Source organism: Alkalimonas sp. NCh-2 (genome assembly GCF_039631345.1).
GTDB lineage: Bacteria > Pseudomonadota > Gammaproteobacteria > Enterobacterales > Alteromonadaceae > Alkalimonas > Alkalimonas mucilaginosa.
Genome location: NZ_JBDIUV010000003.1, coordinates 428,380 through 444,199, shown reverse-complemented (window position 1 = coordinate 444,199; position 15,820 = coordinate 428,380). Strand labels below are relative to the sequence as shown.

At 52.7% G+C, this 15,820-nt stretch carries 14 protein-coding genes; 5 read left to right on the top strand and 9 right to left on the bottom strand.

Annotated features, from left to right (window positions below):
• Window positions 1-90 precede the first annotated feature (90 nt).
• Genes ABC502_RS11195 through ABC502_RS11180 form a run of 4 tightly spaced genes read right to left on the bottom strand, consistent with a single transcriptional unit; the run spans window position 91 to window position 2,126 of the window.
• On the bottom strand, window positions 91-537 hold the full coding sequence (locus tag ABC502_RS11195) for a DUF6691 family protein (RefSeq protein ID WP_345915941.1): 447 nt from the start codon (window positions 535-537) through the stop codon (window positions 91-93).
• A 10-nt stretch (window positions 538-547) separates the two neighbouring features.
• On the bottom strand, window positions 548-949 hold the full coding sequence (locus ABC502_RS11190) for a YeeE/YedE thiosulfate transporter family protein (RefSeq protein WP_345915940.1): 402 nt from the start codon (window positions 947-949) through the stop codon (window positions 548-550).
• A 9-nt stretch (window positions 950-958) separates the two neighbouring features.
• The gene (locus tag ABC502_RS11185) at window positions 959-1,360 is read right to left on the bottom strand and encodes a rhodanese-like domain-containing protein (protein ID WP_345915939.1); all 402 of its coding nucleotides are present in this window, start codon (window positions 1,358-1,360) and stop codon (window positions 959-961) included.
• A gap of 16 nt (window positions 1,361-1,376) precedes the next feature.
• Window positions 1,377-2,126: a sulfite exporter TauE/SafE family protein gene (locus ABC502_RS11180; protein ID WP_330088269.1), complete on the bottom strand. Its 750-nt coding sequence runs from the start codon at window positions 2,124-2,126 to the stop codon at window positions 1,377-1,379.
• 111 nt (window positions 2,127-2,237) lie between these two features.
• On the opposite strand from ABC502_RS11180, the gene ABC502_RS11175 reads away from it, so the two are divergent.
• A complete protein-coding gene (locus ABC502_RS11175) occupies window positions 2,238-3,128 on the top strand; it encodes an MBL fold metallo-hydrolase (RefSeq protein WP_345915938.1) in 891 nt (296 codons plus the stop codon).
• An 8-nt stretch (window positions 3,129-3,136) separates the two neighbouring features.
• On the opposite strand, the gene ABC502_RS11170 is transcribed toward ABC502_RS11175, so the two are convergent.
• The 5 genes from ABC502_RS11170 to ABC502_RS11150 form a co-directional block, all read right to left on the bottom strand.
• On the bottom strand, window positions 3,137-3,463 hold the full coding sequence (locus ABC502_RS11170; protein ID WP_345915937.1) for a TraR/DksA family transcriptional regulator: 327 nt from the start codon (window positions 3,461-3,463) through the stop codon (window positions 3,137-3,139).
• A 67-nt stretch (window positions 3,464-3,530) separates the two neighbouring features.
• The gene (locus ABC502_RS11165) at window positions 3,531-4,763 is read right to left on the bottom strand and encodes an HlyD family efflux transporter periplasmic adaptor subunit (protein ID WP_345915936.1); all 1,233 of its coding nucleotides are present in this window, start codon (window positions 4,761-4,763) and stop codon (window positions 3,531-3,533) included.
• A 4-nt stretch (window positions 4,764-4,767) separates the two neighbouring features.
• Entirely contained in the window at window positions 4,768-7,122 is a 2,355-nt protein-coding gene (locus ABC502_RS11160; protein ID WP_345915935.1) for an ABC transporter permease, read from the bottom strand.
• Window positions 7,122-7,781 (bottom strand): ABC transporter ATP-binding protein, encoded by a 660-nt coding sequence (locus ABC502_RS11155; protein ID WP_345915983.1) that lies wholly within the window; start codon window positions 7,779-7,781, stop codon window positions 7,122-7,124. The genes ABC502_RS11160 and ABC502_RS11155 overlap by 1 nt, the downstream gene beginning before the upstream one ends.
• A 217-nt stretch (window positions 7,782-7,998) precedes the next feature.
• Window positions 7,999-10,797, bottom strand: coding sequence for a TonB-dependent receptor (locus ABC502_RS11150; protein ID WP_345915934.1), 2,799 nt, complete (start codon window positions 10,795-10,797; stop codon window positions 7,999-8,001).
• Between the two features lie 318 nt (window positions 10,798-11,115).
• Here ABC502_RS11150 and agaR point away from each other — a divergent pair, with 318 nt between their 5' ends.
• From agaR to ABC502_RS11130, 4 genes are all read left to right on the top strand, one after another.
• Window positions 11,116-11,898: a transcriptional repressor AgaR gene (gene agaR / locus ABC502_RS11145; RefSeq protein WP_330088263.1), complete on the top strand. Its 783-nt coding sequence runs from the start codon at window positions 11,116-11,118 to the stop codon at window positions 11,896-11,898.
• Window positions 11,899-11,911: 13 nt separating this feature from the next.
• Window positions 11,912-13,282, top strand: a complete 1,371-nt coding sequence (locus ABC502_RS11140) for a Gfo/Idh/MocA family oxidoreductase (protein WP_330088262.1) — start codon at window positions 11,912-11,914, stop codon at window positions 13,280-13,282.
• 80 nt (window positions 13,283-13,362) lie between these two features.
• A complete protein-coding gene (locus ABC502_RS11135) occupies window positions 13,363-14,667 on the top strand; it encodes a D-tagatose-bisphosphate aldolase, class II, non-catalytic subunit (RefSeq protein ID WP_345915933.1) in 1,305 nt (434 codons plus the stop codon).
• The gene (locus ABC502_RS11130) at window positions 14,664-15,818 is read left to right on the top strand and encodes an SIS domain-containing protein (protein ID WP_330088260.1); all 1,155 of its coding nucleotides are present in this window, start codon (window positions 14,664-14,666) and stop codon (window positions 15,816-15,818) included. Before ABC502_RS11135 ends, ABC502_RS11130 begins: the two co-directional genes overlap by 4 nt.
• The last annotated feature ends 2 nt before the right edge of the window (window positions 15,819-15,820 follow it).

The following is a 15,820-nucleotide window of genomic DNA, read 5'->3' as shown; positions in this document are numbered from 1 at the left end:
GTTGAAAGCGCTTGCTACTTGAAGCAGAGGAGCCAGGAAAAATATTTTCCCCTGGCTCGTAAAATCATAATGTTTAACGCAACTTTTGTACTAACTATAGCAGTCTGTGGATTTTTTTGGGGCAACCTTAGCTAAAGGCAGTTTTCTGGCTATGTACCAACCAGCTATCATGGCTATGACAAAGCCAATAGTGCCGGTATTACCAGCGCTCAGAGCACTGATAGCAGGGCCTGGGCAATAGCCAACAAGGCCCCAACCTAAGCCGAAAACTGCCGCACCAATCAGGATAGGCTTGTCGATCTTGCTGGCGCTTGGCAACTGAAACTTTTCTGCCATCAAGGGGGCTGATCTTCCCCGGACTAAACGAAAACCAACACTGTACACGGCAAGAGCAGCGGCCATAACCAGAGCCAAGCTGGGATCCCAGTTGCCTGACAGGTTTAAAAAGCCCAATACTTTGGCCGGATCGATCATCATGGAAACGGCGATGCCGATGGACATCAATAAACCGGCAATAAAAGCAATAATGATTTGCATGGATGACTCCTTAAAACAAGCTGGCGACGAGAACACCTGCCGCCATGAATATAAGGGTGGCAGTAATGGAGCGCGGCGAGAAACGGCCAATGCCGCAAACGCCGTGCCCCGAGGTGCAACCACTGCCCCATGCGGTGCCCAACCCAACCAGCAAGCCGGCAATCAGAGTTCGAGGGCCTAGCTCAGGGGTGCTGAAACTAAAATCGCTGATAACCAGTGCCACCAGCAAAGGCCCTAGCAGCAAGCCGGCAACAAAAGCCAGCCGCCAGCTACGGTCTTGCTTTTGGAAAATGGCCTGGCTGGCAATGCCGGAAATCCCGGCAATTCTGCCAAGAGCGGCCATCAGCAATAAGGCTCCCAAGCCAATAAAGGTGCCACCAATCAAAGCGGATAGCGGAGTAAAGTTTTCCATGATCACCTCTTATTTCACGATAGGCAATTGGGCGTCCAGCCAGCCCTGCATGCCCGGTGCAACGGAGTACACCTTTGAAAAGCCCATGCGTTGCAGTGATTCTGTTGCCAGAGCGGATCGTGCACCAGAGCGGCAAATTAGATACAGTGGCTCTGCAGCCAGTTGCTCCAGTGCGACCTCTGCAGCACAACCACTGGCTGCGACGGCTGGATGGTTGGCCAACTGCATTTCAAGCACACCTCGGGGATAATTGACCGCCCCCGCAATATGGCCCTGAGCAAACTCTGCTGGCTCACGCACATCAATCAATCTGGGTTCAGGATGTGTGTTCAGGTAATTTGAAAGCTGATCAAGGTTGACTTCCTTTATGCCTGCTTTAGCTTCTGCTACCAATTGTTGTGCTGTTTTCATCTGTATCTCCAAGTTGTTAGATAACGGACTGCGTTACGACAACCACTGCCATAACGGCTAAAAATACCGCAAAACCCTTCTGCAGTTTTTCTTTAGGTAAACGGCGGCCTATCCAGGCCCCTAAATAACTGCCGGCAATACCTGCCACGATCATTAGAGCAATGACGGTCCAATCAAAACTTAACCCCTGGCCGGTAAAGACCACATAGTATTTGGCAAAGCCGACAAAGGATTTTAAGGCGATCACCACCAGACTGGTGGCAACCCCAATGACGATGGGTAAGCCGCCCATCAGCACCAATGCCGGCACGATAAGAAAGCCACCACCGACGCCGACAAAGCCAGTCACTGCCCCTACCACCAGGCCATCAGCCAGGACTTTGGCCTTGTTAAAAGCGAGTTGGTTGGCGGTATCTTTCAATTGGCTGCGCCACATAAAGAAAGCAGCGACGATCATCAAGAGGGCAAACACCAGCAACTGCCAACGGCTGTCGACCATAGTCCCGGCCCATGCCCCCAGATAGGTCCCAAACATACCCGGGATACCAAACCAAAAGACATGACGCCAGCTGATGAGTCGCTTAAAACCATTGTGAAAAGAGCCAAAAGCACTGATGGCTGCGACGATAAGCAAGGATGAAGCTATGGCTAACTCTGCCGGCATGCCCAACAGGTACAACAGCACCGGGACGGTCAGGATTGAACCGCCTGAACCAAATAAACCAAGACTAAGACCTATAATTAATGCGCCTAAGAGTGCTAACATAATTTTTATATTCCAAAAAAGAATATGCATATAACTGAATTGCATTTTAAACTGTGCTCAGCTATGATGCAATCACTATTTAGTGAAATCTAATTTAAAAGAGGTGCCCCGATGACCACGCAACAGCAGCCGATGCACATTGAGATGTTTTTTGATAACGATAGCAGTACTTTCAGCTATTTGCTGGTGGATAAGAGCAGTAAAGTGGCGGCATTGATTGATCCTGTGCTCGATTACGATGCCGCTGCCGGCGCAGTCGATACCTGCAGTGCCGATCAGGTATTGGCTTACCTGAATCAGCATGAGCTAAAGCTGCAATGGATTTTAGAAACTCATGCCCATGCCGATCATTTATCGGCTGCGCATTACCTGCGGCAAAAAACCGGCGCTCGGGTCGGTATTGGTGAGGGCATTCGCAAGGTGCAGCAGACCTTTAAGGTGGTGTTTAATATTGGCGACGAGGAGCTGACTGCCAGGGGGGAGTGCTTTGATCATTTGTTCCATGATGACGAGACTTTCCAGATTGGCGCTCTGACCGGACGGGTCATCAACACACCGGGGCACACCAACGATAGCGTCAGCTATCTGATAGCCGGTCATCTTTTTGTGGGTGACTCCTTGTTTATGCCGGATGCAGGCACGGCACGTTGCGATTTTCCGGGCGGCGATGCGGCTGTGCTCTATCAATCCATTCAGCGGTTGTATCAATTGCCGGATGAGACCCCGATGTACATGTGCCACGATTACCAGCCCAATGGCCGTGAACTGCGTTACAAAACCACGGTGGGGGAGCAAAAGCAGCAAAATATTCATGTTGCGGCGCAAACACCGCAACAGGATTTTGTGCAAAAGCGTACGGCACGCGATGCCACTCTGGCCGTGCCGCGGCTGATTTATCCTTCGGTGCAGGTGAATATCCGTGCGGGGCAGTTGCCATCAAAAGAAGGTAATGGCACGGCTTACATCAAGATCCCACTGAAAGGCACGGCTCAGCTTGACTGAGCCGAAGGCTATTGGCTTTGACGATTTGCACAGCTGATGCAAAGAGTAGTGTAAGGGATGGCGCTAAGCCGCTCGATAGCGATAACATCCTGGCACACTGAGCAGCGGTCATAGCTGCCTTGTTCCATCCGGGTCAAGGCACGATCGATGTGCTGCAGCTCCTGCTCGGCTTTAAGTTCAAGGGCAGTGAGTACGTCATCATTCTCTCGCTCTTGCGCTTGCTCGGCCAGATCGGAACTGCGGCCCTGGCGAAAGTCGTGTTCGATGGCAGCAATCTGACGTTCGAGCTTCATTTTGCGTTGCAGTAACTCTTGCTTTAGTTTTTGCAGAGGCATCGTACTCTCCTGTGGTTATGCTAAAAGCGTAGTGTAGTGGATTTTATCTGTATGAGCTTGATCTGTCTCAATGACTGCGCGAGTACTGAATGCGATCACCGGATTGCAGACTTGTCGGTGGATGAGTGATCACCAGCTCACCGGCTGTAAGGCCAGACTCCAGTTGTGTCACCAGTCCGCTACGACGGCCAATCTCGACAAATCGTAACTCTGCTTTGCCGTTTTTGGCAACGAACACCGCCCAGCCCGGTTGCTCATTCGTTTGTCCGGCATCGTTACGCTGCTCACGGAATAAAGCACTGGTGGGCAGGCTGAGCACATCATCGCCTTGCCAGAGGACAAAGCGGGCTTCTACCCGGTAGCCTTCGCCCAATTGCTGCCACAGCTCAGGGTTCGATTCAATGCTTACCAGTACCGGCACACGCTGCTCATCCACGCCCAGTGCCGACACGCGGGTAAAACCGGCTGGCTCCACCCGTCGGACCAGTCCCTGCAGGGTGCTATCACCCCCCCAGCGCTCCAGGTGCACCGTCATACCAGGACGCACCCGCACTGCATCGGCCGATAGCAAATCGACCTGAACTTCCAACTGATGCAAGTCGCCAAGGGTGAGCACCGGCACGCCGGCCATTATGACACCTTCGCAGCAGCGGTGGCGCTGCAGTACCAGGCCGCTAACCGGTGCCAGCACCTGCAACACACGTTCATCGCCGCTGCGGCTGCCATCGGTAATGGCCAATAGGGTACGAGCATTTTCCACTTCGTAGCGGGCGACATCCATGGCAGCCCTGGCCATACGTTCACCGGCTTGGGCGCGCTGCCATTCGTGGCGCAGTCGCTCCAGCTGAGTGGCAGATATCACGCCTTGTTGCTGCAGGCCTTGATGACGTTGGTATTCCTGCTCAGCGTAACGGCGTTCTTGCTCACTGCTGTCAAAACTGGCTTCAGCGGCCAGCAACCTGGCTTTGGCGGCAGAAAGCTGCTCTCTGGCCTGCTCCAGGCTGCGTGCATCCAGTGCCGGTGTTGGTGCAGGCTCCAGGGTGAGTAGCGGCTGACCGGCCTGCACAGCATCGCCCGGCTCAAGTTCGACCCGATGCAGGTAGCCGTCTATTGGTGCCGAAATGGTGTAGGTATCACGCAGCCGGGTTTTGCCTTCATCGGCCAGAGTTTCTGCAAAATAGCCGCTTTGTATCTCGCTGACCGACACCTGCACCGCAGCAGGCCGAAGGGCCAGCAACAGCGCCAGCAGCACAGCGGCGGCTAGTAAGCACAGAAACCAGTGTTTGGTTCGGATGATCATGAGGTTACTCCGTTTTTAAAGCCGAAATCATATCCAGTTGCTGAAAACGCCTGAGCATCAGGCTAAGTGACAAAACCGTTGCTACCAATACACCCAATGCTGCCAGCGCAAAGCTGGCTGGCTCCAGCACAAAGGGTAAGCGAAACAGATCCATGGTCAGCGCCTGTTGCAACGACCAGGCGAAACCGGTACCCAGCAGCCAACCCAAAGGGATCGCTAGCAGGGTCAGCAGTAGTACTTCACCGGCCAGCACCCAACCGACCTGATAGCGCTCGAACCCCAGCACCCGCAAGGTTGCCAACTCACGTGAGCGCTCAGCCAGCGCAATGCGGGCATTGTTGTAGATCACCGCAAAGGTGATGGAGCCTGCCATCAGTAGCAGGATAGCCATCATCCCAAGCAGTGTATCGGCAATGTAATTCCTCAGCTGCTGCTCAATATCAGCCATCTGACTAATACCGGCAATCTTGGGGCGCTGCTGCAGGCGTTGTTGCAATTCAGTACGCTTAAGCGGATCGGTCAGTAACCAGACGCCGGAAATAGCAGGGCCTTCCTGCAATAAGCGGTTTAAAGCTCTGCGCTCCATGTAGCCACTGACCCCAACCGGCTCATCCACCACAGCCGCCAGTGGCAGCTCCACCAAGCGGTTGGCGCCTTCCATTAGTTCTGCCTGCACGCTATCACCGGGTTTTAGCCCGAGGTAGTCGGCCAGGTACCGGGTTAATACCAGGCCTTCTGCGGGCAGTTCTATCGGTGTTAGTTCCTGGTCGAGCAGTTGCCTTAGTTGCGGCCTGGCTTCCAGTCCTTGCAGCACGGTGCGGTAGGAGGTACGTTGATGGTGCAGTCGCACCGGTACCATGCGAAAGGCTTCAGCGGCCAGTACACCAGGTTCTGCCCGTATTTCTGCCAGTACCCGCTCCGGACTTGCTTCGGTGAGCATCAGTTGGGTGTCCATCTGCAGAATGTGGCGATACTGAATATCCAGTAAGGCATGAAGGGCATGAAACTGAAAACTACCGACCAACAGCAAGGCTGAGGACAGCGCTATCCCCAACACCGATAGCAGGCTACGGCCGGGGTAACGCAGCAGGTTGCGCACAATGATTCGGTTTAGCTGGCCCAGCCAGGGGCGCAGCAACAGCTGCTCTGCCAGGCCTTGATGAAATTGCGGGGGGACAGCCGGGCGCATAGCTGCTGCGGGCTGCAGTCTGGCGACTTGTTGTAGCACACTAAATACGCCAACCATGGCGGCCAACAATGCCACCAATAAGGCCAGAGCCAGGTGGCGCAGTTGTACCCGCAACTCCATCTCGGGAAAATGAAAGTAAGCGGCATAGAGCTCAGCCAGGCCAGTTGCAGCCCAAAGCCCTAAGCCGATGCCAGTGATCACTCCAAGCACTACAATCACGCAGGCCAGTTGCAGGTAATGCAGTAGCAAAGCACTGTGGCTGTAGCCAAAAGCTTTTAGCACCGCAATTTGCTGCAATTGATTGCGCACCAGTCGGCCAATCAGCACATTGAGCAGGAAAGCAGCCACGCCAAGGAACAACAGCGGCAGTACCCAGGCCATCACGCTAAGCTGCTCCAGTTCCTCGGTTAAAAAGCGATGCGAGGCTTGTTCGGCTCTTAGGTAACTGCCCCGGCTGCCATAAGGCGCCAATACCAGATCCAGTGCATCCAGCACCGGCATTGGATTGGCGCCACGCTGCAGGCTCACACTCAAATGATTGAATGCGCCATCCATCTGAAAAGCATGGGCCAGCGCCTGTCGTGGCATCCAAAGCACACCAAAGCGCTGGTAGTCCGGCAGCAAGTCGGCCGGACCCAGTTGATAAATAAACTCAGGCGACAGCACGATGGCGCTGACTTGCAGGCGCTGCAGGCGCCCCTGAATCACGGCGGTGATGGTATCGCCGGGTTGCAACTGATGGGCGTTGGCAAAGGGCTCGGTGATGGCGACTTCATTGGCTTCGGCCGGAAAGTGCCCGTGCAGCAACACCAGTTGATTCAAACGCGGCAGGCCTTGCTCCGGCAGTGACAGCATCAGGCCCCGGATTGGAGCCTCAAAACCGGCCACCTCCAGCCGTACCGGAGCCCGAACCGAACTTTGCACCTGTTGCACTCCGGGTAGCCGTTGCAAATGAGGGATCAAGTGTTCTGGCGCTCTGGTCAAATCGACAAAGACATCACCAAAATGAGCCTGCTGGTAAAAGCGTTGTTGCGCCCGCTCCAGCATATCCAGGGTGGTGACCGCCAGGAACAGCACCATAACGCCGGCACCAATCACCGCTGCGATGGCCAGGATCTGACCTTTCATCGCCAGTAAGTCGCGCCATAGCTTTTGCTGCAGGGCTTGCATTACCAGCTGAGCTCCGAGGCGGATTTGGGAGCAGGGTTGTGCTGAATATCGACAATTTGCCCATCTTTTAACCGAATGACCCGATCCGCCATAGCGGCAATGGCTTCGTTGTGGGTGATCACCAGGGTGGTGGTACCCAATTGCTGATTAATCTGATGCAGTACAGCCATCACTTTGCTGCCGGTTTTGGAGTCCAGCGCGCCGGTTGGTTCATCGCACAGCAGCACCCTGGGCTTTTTGGCAATAGCGCGGGCAATCGCCACCCGCTGCTGTTCACCACCGGAGAGTTGTGACGGGAAGTGACCGCTGCGCTCAGTCAGATCCACCATCGCCAGAGCTTCGTGCGGCGACATCGGATTGGAGCTGATGTCGGTGACTAAGGCAACATTTTCCAGCGCGGTCAAACTGGGGATCAGGTTGTAAAACTGAAACACAAAGCCGACCTGTTCGCGACGATAGCGGGTTAATGCTTTGTCATCGGCCTGGCTTAATACCGTATTGCCATACCGCAGCTCACCACAGCTGGCCGTATCCAGCCCACCCAGAATATTGAGTAAGGTTGATTTACCAGAGCCGGAGGCGCCTAACAGTACCACAAACTCACCGCGGTACAGCTCCAGATCGACCCCACGCAGCGCCTGGATCAGCACATCCCCCATCTGGTAATGACGGGTTATCTGATGGGCAGAAAAAACCGGCTCTTTGCGTTCGGTTGTGACAGACACCACATTTCCTTATGTAAAAGCAATAGCTTAGTATGGCACAGCCTGATGCGAATTGGCTTGATCTACAGCAAGCTGGATGAACTGGTATTTTTGGATAAAAAAGGGCGCTGTAGCTGCGCCCAATGGGAGTATGATTTAGACGGCGCTATCTTTAGAAATAGGCTCGGATCCCCAATGAAAGTTGGGTTCCAAAGCGCTCCAGGTAGGCCACTTGATCGTCCCGGTCGATGTAGTGCCAGGCGCGGTTGTTGGTGATGTTGGAGGCTTCGGCAAACACCGTGACCTTGTCGTTGATGTCGTAGCTCAGGCTGGCATCCAGCTGCCCGTAGGCAGCATGCCAGGCAGGTCCACCCCAGGCATCCGGGTTTAACAGGTACTTGCTACGCCAGTTATAAGCCAGTCGTGCTTGCAGGCCATACTGCTCGTAATAAAGCACAGCGTTGTAGGAGTTTTTCGACATGTCTTGAAAGGGCAGGCCGGCAGCTTTTAGCTCTGGGTCTTCGTAGTTGCTGTCGACATAAGTGTAATTAAGCAAAAAGCCCAGTCCATCGAAAGGTGCCGGCAAAACATCAGCAAAGGATTGCTGCCAGGCCAGTTCATAACCACGCACTGAGGCGCCATAATCACCACTTACCGGCTCGTAAATTAAGTACTCAATACCTTCAACTACGCCTCTCTTACCCTCAGAGCTGATAAAGGACAGAATATCCTTATAGAAAACACCCACATTCAATGCACTGGCTTCGGCAAAGTACCAACCAAGCACCAAATCGCCCTGACGAGCCCGCTCAGGTTTAACACTGGCATTACCACGGGTCAGCACTGGTAAACCCTGCTCACGGCTGGTGAAGTTGGCCTCAGCCCATGGACGAAGGTAGCTGAGGCTTGGCCGGCTTAGTACCTCTGCAGCTGAAGCCCGAAGCTGCAAACTATCCGTTAACTGGATCCGGAAATTCATGCTCGGTAACACATTGGAGTAGTTGCCGCTGTAGCCTACACTCACCACCTCATCTTGCCAGTCATTATTTACCGGCTCTCCAGTCGCTGGATCCAGTTCAATGAAACTAAAATCGTAGCCAAAGCCTGATGCATCGACAGCCGTTCTGCTGGCCCGTAGCCCCAGGTTTAACACAAAAGGCAGGTTTGATAGTTCACTTTCAAAATCGGCTTGCAGATAGACAGCGCTAACCGCTTCAGTTACTTTGTAACTGTCTTGTGGCACTACACTGGCAACGATGCCGGCATTGGCAGCATCGGCATTGATACTGCGGTAATAGTCTACCAAATCGTCGTAATCAAAACTTGGCCAAGGGTTTGGCGTGATGCTGTTCTCGCCTTTTAAAAAGTTATCAAAATTGGCAGGGCGAAAGACATAAGAGGGGATTTCAAATAGCTCAAAAGCTCCTCTTTGAAATACGGTACTGTTGTCAAATGCGTAACCATCCCGCTCTAAAAAGAAGCCTCCGCGGCTAAACTGGCTTGGATTTCTGGAACGAAATCCATCTTGTTGCTTGGATTGACGTAGGTAGGTCAGACCTGCATCCAGTCGGGTTAATCGACTGCCAAAGGGTTGGTATTGCGTAATGAGCTTTAGATCGGTAACGGTATCTTTTACCCCAGTGCCAGAACTCAAACTGTAATGCGCACCATACTGCTGATCGGCGGTCAGACCTGGCTCAATCACCACATCGGGCAGCATGTTGCCGCTGCTGTAATCAATATCAATGGCATCAACAAAACCACGGGCAACAATAAAACGATTGTCGCCATTGTTTTTGTTCCGGGCTTCCGAATAGGCTGCATCTGCTTCCAACGTCCATTCATCATTCAGGTAATAACGGGCATTGGTGCCTAATTGCCAGGTATCGCTGTGTCGGGGGGTGGTGCGGTTTAATAGTTCCACCATGGTCTCGGGGCCGGTCTGGCGGATTTTATTGACCCTTCCCAGTTCATCAAAGCCCGGCTCAGTAAAGATGGGGGTACTGGGCGTCCAGTCCTCGTCGTAATTCACAAAACCTATCTCGTAGAAGCTGCCATCGGTAGTATATCGCGAGTACAGAGCATCCAGATTCAGATCCAACCGATCACTGGGTTGCCACTGCAAGGCCAGTGAGCCACCGATGCGGGTGCGCACATCCTGTGCATTGGCAAAATACATGTACATGGGGATTTGAGATGGAAAACGTTCGTCATCGCTGATGACGCCATCGCCATTCATATCCACATTGAGGAAGGCGTCCTCATCTTCATCCTCAAAGCCTGAGGCCCTGTAGGTATCAGCACGTAGGGTTTTACGTGAGTAAACCAGTGAGAATAACGCCCCCAAGCGGTTATCGGCCGTTTTATCGCCAAGAATAAAGGAGGCATGCGGATGAATATCACCGGAGCGGGATTCATGAATGCCTTTGACCGAAGCGGCCACGGTACGACCATCCAGAGCTAATGGTTTGCGGGTTTCAATATCAATCACTGCGCCAATGCCGCCATCAATCAACCTGGCTTCGGGCGATTTATACACGCTTAGCACATTGACCAATTCGGAGGCGATGGTGTCAAAATTGAAGTCCCTGCCAGCAAACTCGGATGCCAGTTTCCTGCCATTCAGGGTGGTGCTGTTGTAATTGCCACTTAAACCCCGAACCGAGATATTCTGGCCTTCGCCACTGTTGCGGGTGATGGTAATCCCTGGAATGCGTTGCAAGGCTTCAGCTAAATTCTCATCCGGAAATTTACCAATATCATCAGCCACCACCACATCAATCACACTGGTGGCGTGTTGCTTTAAAAAATGCGACTCGCTAATACTGCCGCGGATACCGCTAACCTGAATGCGCTCAACCTCCTCTTCTGTATTTTGTTGCTGTCCGGCCAGTAAAGCAGGTGTTTGCATACTGAAGAAACTGGCCAGCGCCAGCGCGACAGGTGTAGGTATAAATGAGCGTTGTATCATGATGTGTTCCCCTGTGTTCGTTATTGTGCGCTCTTGTCTTTTGAATCACTGCAATAAATCTTTATTCGAAACATATCGAAAGATGTATTTTGTTTCGATGTTATTCTTATAGCCTGTTTTTTGCTCAGCGATCAATACCGAAGGCAAAAAAAAATATTGCTTGCTTTTCTTTTTGGTGGCTGGTACATCTATAAAAGGCTGCTGGTAGAGCGGGGGACCGTAATTTGTTGGCTCGTATCTTTCGTAAGCATTTGAAAGTATCAACTGAGGTGTTATCTTAAGGTTAAATTTAGGCAGGAAACTAAGAGCAACGTTGATATGAGTGGATTAAATACGATTGAGCGGCAACAGCAAATTGTGCGGTTAACGCAAGAGCAGGGCAAGGTATCGGTCAAAGAGTTATCCGATCGTTTTCAAGTATCGGAAGTGACTATTCGTAACGATCTGGGGATATTGGATCGTAAAAAAATGCTGGTACGTTCCCGTGGTGGCGCTATGGTCAACTCGCAACTAAGTCGGGAGTTGTCACTGAAAGAGAAGAGCCACCACCGCCATGCGTTAAAGCAGTTGCTGGGTAAAGCAACTGCTCAATTGGTCGGCGATAACGAGCAAATTTTATTGGATTCCGGCACTACCACACAAGAAGTTGCAGCCAACCTGGTCGATCGGAAAAACCTGGTGGTGATGACCAATGGTTTGAATATCGGGTTGGAGCTTGCTCAAGCAGACGACGTTCAGGTGATGTTGACCGGCGGTGTGCTGCGGAAAAAATCGATGTCCTTTTATGGCCATCTGGCTGAGAAGAGTTTGCAGGATTTTCACTTTAACAAGTTGATCCTGGGTGTTGATGGCTTTGACCTGAAAACCGGGCTGGCAACACATTTTGAAAAAGAGGCGGTGCTTAATCGCATTATGTGCGAAATCGCTAGTGAAATCATAGTAGTAACCGACTCATCCAAATTCAATGCCCGGGCATTTCATCGCATTTGCCCCATTCAGCGGATCCATACCCTGGTTACCGATGATGGCATTCCGGATGAGTATGTGCAGGCATTAGAGCGACAGGGTGTGCGTTTACATCTGGTCAAACAAAATAAATAACAGGAGCATGGCAATGTCCAAACTGAATCGTCGATCGTTTTTAAAAGCCACCATGGCAACCGCAGCCCTGGGTGCTATGACTGCCTGCAGTAGCAGTCAGGCAGGAGGTGCCTATACACCTGCAGCAAAAGGCAAAAGCGTGATGGGCCTGGTCGCCCCAAAAATGGAGACGGTTCGGGTTGGGTTGATAGGCGTTGGTGAGCGTGGTGTGGGTTTTGTCCGCCATTTCTGCCATATCGACGGTGCTGTGGTGACGGCTGTCTGTGATACCGACCCAATTGTATTGGAGCGAGCGGCTGGTATTGTGACCTCGCTGGGTGGCGAAAAGCCAGCACTCTATGGTGAGCACCCCTATGCGTATCGGGACATGTTGGCGCGGGATGACATCGATATCGTCATTATTTCTACCCCCTGGGAATGGCACCATCCGATGGCCAAAGACAGCATGTTGGCCGGCAAGCATGCTTTTGTTGAAGTACCGCTAGCGCTGACTGTGGCAGAAATGTGGGATCTGGTCGATACCGCAGAGAAAACCCAGCGCAACTGCATGATGATGGAAAATGTCAATTACGGTCGGGATGAGCTGATGGTGCTGAATATGGTACGTCAGGGCCTGTTTGGTGAGCTGTTGCATGGCGAAGCGGCTTACATCCATGAACTACGCTGGCAAATGAAGCAAATGGATCGGAAAACCGGTTCCTGGCGCACCCATTACCATACCACCCACAATGGCAATATTTATCCGACCCATGGCCTTGGCCCCGTATCACAGTACATGAACATTAATCGCGGTGATCGCTTCGATTACCTGACCTCGATGAGCTCACCAGCCCTGGGGCGGGCAGCTTATGCCAAGCGCGAATTTCCAGCCGATCATCCGCGTAATCAACTGAACTTTGTGCATGGGGATATCAATACCAGCATCATCAAAACGGTAAAAGGCCGAACCATCATGGTGCAGCATGACACCACGACCCCGAGACCTTACAGCCGGCACAATCTGATCCAGGGGACCAATGGCGTCTTTGCCGGCTTCCCCAATCGTATTGCGTTGGAAACTGGCGGCCGGCTCGATTTTCATCACTGGGATTATGAGATGGAAGATTGGTATCAAAAATACGATCACCCGTTGTGGACCCGGATGGGCAAAGAAGCAGAAAAGCAGGGCGGCCATGGTGGCATGGATTTTCTGATGTGCTGGCGCATGATCTATTGCCTGCGCAATGGCGAGCCGTTGGATCAGGATGTGTACGACGGTGCTGCCTGGTCAGTGATTCTGCCACTGTCGGTGGCATCGGTGGCCGATCGCGGTAACTCAAAAGATATCCCGGACTTTACCCGTGGTGCCTGGCAAAGTGGCCAGCCGCTTGGGATAGTGAGTTAGCAGAGACAACCTATTGCTCACACCTTTCTGCCTTTTAGCCGGGGCTTGCCCCGGTCTTTTTTACATAGTTTGAGGATCGCATGCACGCATTGCACTCTATCTTTGCTGCCAACAAGGCTGGCCAGCAGCAAGGAATTTACTCCGTATGTTCCGCCCACCCGCTGGTCCTAAAAGCGGCTTTGCTCCAGGCGAAGCAGGATCACAGCTTGTTACTGATTGAAGCCACCGCCAATCAGGTCAATCAGTTTGGCGGTTACACCGGCATGCTGCCGGCCGATTTTATCGCCTTTGTAAAGCAACTGGCTGCAGAAGTAGGCTTCAATCCCGAACACCTGGTGTTTGGTGGCGATCACTTAGGGCCGGTCTGCTGGCAGGAATTGCCGGCGGCAGAGGCAATGCTTAAGGCGGAAGACCTGATTGCTGCTTTTGTCGCTGCGGGTTTTACCAAAATTCACCTGGATACCAGCATGCGCTGTGCCGATGATCCGCCTGTGCTGTCTGATCAACTAATAGCCAGCCGGGCGGCACGTTTGTGTCAGGTTGCTGAAGAAAATGCGCTTCGAACCAACCGAGTCGGGAGCCTGAGTTATGTGATTGGCACTGAAGTGCCACCACCAGGGGGCGTATCTGAGCTGGAGCAGGGTATTGTGCCGACCTCGTTGGACAGTGTGCAGGCGACTCTTTTGGCTCATCAGCAAGCTTTTGTCAGGCAGGGTTTATCGGCTGAGGTCTGGTCTAGGGTGATTGCTGTGGTGGTGCAGCCTGGCGTCGAGTTTGATAACAGCAGGGTGCATGCCTTTGATGCTAAGAAAGCCAATGCTTTGAGTGCATTTATTGCCAGCCAGCCAGGTCTGGTGTTTGAAGCCCATTCTACCGATTATCAAACCGAAGCGGCTTACCACGCTCTGGTGCAAGGTCACTTTGCTATTTTGAAGGTTGGGCCACAGTTAACCTTTGCGTTGCGTGAAGCATTATTTGCATTGGCACAGCTGGAGCAGCAACTATTGCCCGCTGCTGAGTGCTCGCAACTGCAAACTAAGTGTCTTGAGCTGATGCAGGCTAAACCTGCTTACTGGCAAAAGTTCTACCAGGGGCAAGATACCAGGCTATCGGAGTTGCTGCTATACAGCTACAGCGATCGCATTCGTTACTATTGGCCTGAGCCTGAGCTGCAACAGGCAGTGCAGCGTTTATTTGACAATATACGGCACTTGGAAGTCAGTCAGCCAGTTCTGCATCAGTTTTTACCGCAGCATGCGTTGCCTGAGACCGGGAGTGAGCTGGTGAATGATCCAGAGCAACTGGTGATTCGCCATATACAATTAGTACTGGCACGCTATGCCAGTGCTTGTGGTTTGCGCTACCAACAGGAGCAATCGTCATGACAACGGCTTTGAATCACGATGCAGGTTTGATGCTGGGATTATCGCAGGCTGAGTTACGTCAGGCCGGTGCCCAGGCGACCGCGAAAGAAATTAGTCAGCAGCCAGAGTTATGGCGCACTCTGCTTGATGGTTTTGAGCAGGAAACCGCGGGCTGGTTACCTTGGCTGACTAAGGTACTGCAACAGCCAGGGCTGCGCTTGATTTTGACCGGTGCCGGTACCTCTGCTTACATCGGAGAGGCACTGGCTCCTTATTTGCAACAGCAACTCGGAAGTCAGGCTCAGGTGCAGGCACTGGCAACCACCGATTTGGTCAGTCACCCACAGCTTTATCTGGCAGGGGATCAGCCGGTGTTGCTGGTATCGTATGGTCGCTCGGGCAACAGCCCGGAGAGTGTGGCGGCTGCACAGATGGTGCGTCAGTTGCACCCTGACAGCCACCATCTGGTGCTCAGTTGCAATGCCGATGGCAAACTGGCTCAAATGGCTGTAGATGATGCCGCTACTCAGCTTTGGCTCATGCCTGCCGAAGCCAACGATCAGAGCTTTGCCATGACCAGCAGTTACAGCTGCATGTTGTTTGCTACCATGCTGTTGTTTGGTGCTGACAAGGCGCAGGCAAGCCGGATGATTGCATTAAGTCAGCATCTTTTGCAGCACAGTGTAACCCGCTTAAAAAGCTTATCGGCGCACAGCTGTGATCGTATTGTTTTCCTGGGTTCCGGACCCTTAAAGGCGGTGGCAAGGGAGTTGGCTTTGAAGTATCTGGAGCTGACGGCCGGCCAAATTCCAAGCTTTTATGAAACGTCCCTGGGTTTTCGGCATGGCCCGAAATCTTTAGTCAATCAGAGCACTCAGATTGTACTGCTGGATGCGCTTGACCCATACAGTCGGCGCTACGATCTGGATATGCAGCAGGAGCTTTGCCAAGACCAGCAGGCCTTGTCGGTGCAACTGTGTTCGGAGTTGCTGGATACTGGCTTACTACCAGATGATGATAGCTGGCTTTGCTTTCCTTATGCGTTGTGCGGTCAGTTGTTGGCATTTTTCAAAGCCATTGAGCTTGGAATATCGCCGGATAATCCGTGCCCGACTGGCCTGGTCAATCGGGTGGTGCAGGGCGTGACCATCTATCCTTTATTCGAGCGGTAAGG

What these genes read in the sequence shown, in the direction of transcription:
- ABC502_RS11170 (WP_345915937.1), bottom strand. Translation starts at nt 3,463, where the DNA reads ATGCCTCTGCAAAAACTAAAGCAAGAGTTACTGCAACGCAAAATGAAG.
- ABC502_RS11175 (WP_345915938.1), top strand. Translation starts at nt 2,238, where the DNA reads ATGACCACGCAACAGCAGCCGATGCACATTGAGATGTTTTTTGATAAC.
- ABC502_RS11135 (WP_345915933.1), top strand. Translation starts at nt 13,363, where the DNA reads ATGCACGCATTGCACTCTATCTTTGCTGCCAACAAGGCTGGCCAGCAG.
- ABC502_RS11155 (WP_345915983.1), bottom strand. Translation starts at nt 7,781, where the DNA reads ATGGGGGATGTGCTGATCCAGGCGCTGCGTGGGGTCGATCTGGAGCTG.
- ABC502_RS11160 (WP_345915935.1), bottom strand. Translation starts at nt 7,122, where the DNA reads ATGCAAGCCCTGCAGCAAAAGCTATGGCGCGACTTACTGGCGATGAAA.
- ABC502_RS11180 (WP_330088269.1), bottom strand. Translation starts at nt 2,126, where the DNA reads ATGTTAGCACTCTTAGGCGCATTAATTATAGGTCTTAGTCTTGGTTTA.
- ABC502_RS11185 (WP_345915939.1), bottom strand. Translation starts at nt 1,360, where the DNA reads ATGAAAACAGCACAACAATTGGTAGCAGAAGCTAAAGCAGGCATAAAG.
- ABC502_RS11140 (WP_330088262.1), top strand. Translation starts at nt 11,912, where the DNA reads ATGTCCAAACTGAATCGTCGATCGTTTTTAAAAGCCACCATGGCAACC.
- ABC502_RS11190 (WP_345915940.1), bottom strand. Translation starts at nt 949, where the DNA reads ATGGAAAACTTTACTCCGCTATCCGCTTTGATTGGTGGCACCTTTATT.
- ABC502_RS11150 (WP_345915934.1), bottom strand. Translation starts at nt 10,797, where the DNA reads ATGATACAACGCTCATTTATACCTACACCTGTCGCGCTGGCGCTGGCC.
- agaR (WP_330088263.1), top strand. Translation starts at nt 11,116, where the DNA reads ATGAGTGGATTAAATACGATTGAGCGGCAACAGCAAATTGTGCGGTTA.
- ABC502_RS11130 (WP_330088260.1), top strand. Translation starts at nt 14,664, where the DNA reads ATGACAACGGCTTTGAATCACGATGCAGGTTTGATGCTGGGATTATCG.
- ABC502_RS11165 (WP_345915936.1), bottom strand. Translation starts at nt 4,763, where the DNA reads ATGATCATCCGAACCAAACACTGGTTTCTGTGCTTACTAGCCGCCGCT.
- ABC502_RS11195 (WP_345915941.1), bottom strand. Translation starts at nt 537, where the DNA reads ATGCAAATCATTATTGCTTTTATTGCCGGTTTATTGATGTCCATCGGC.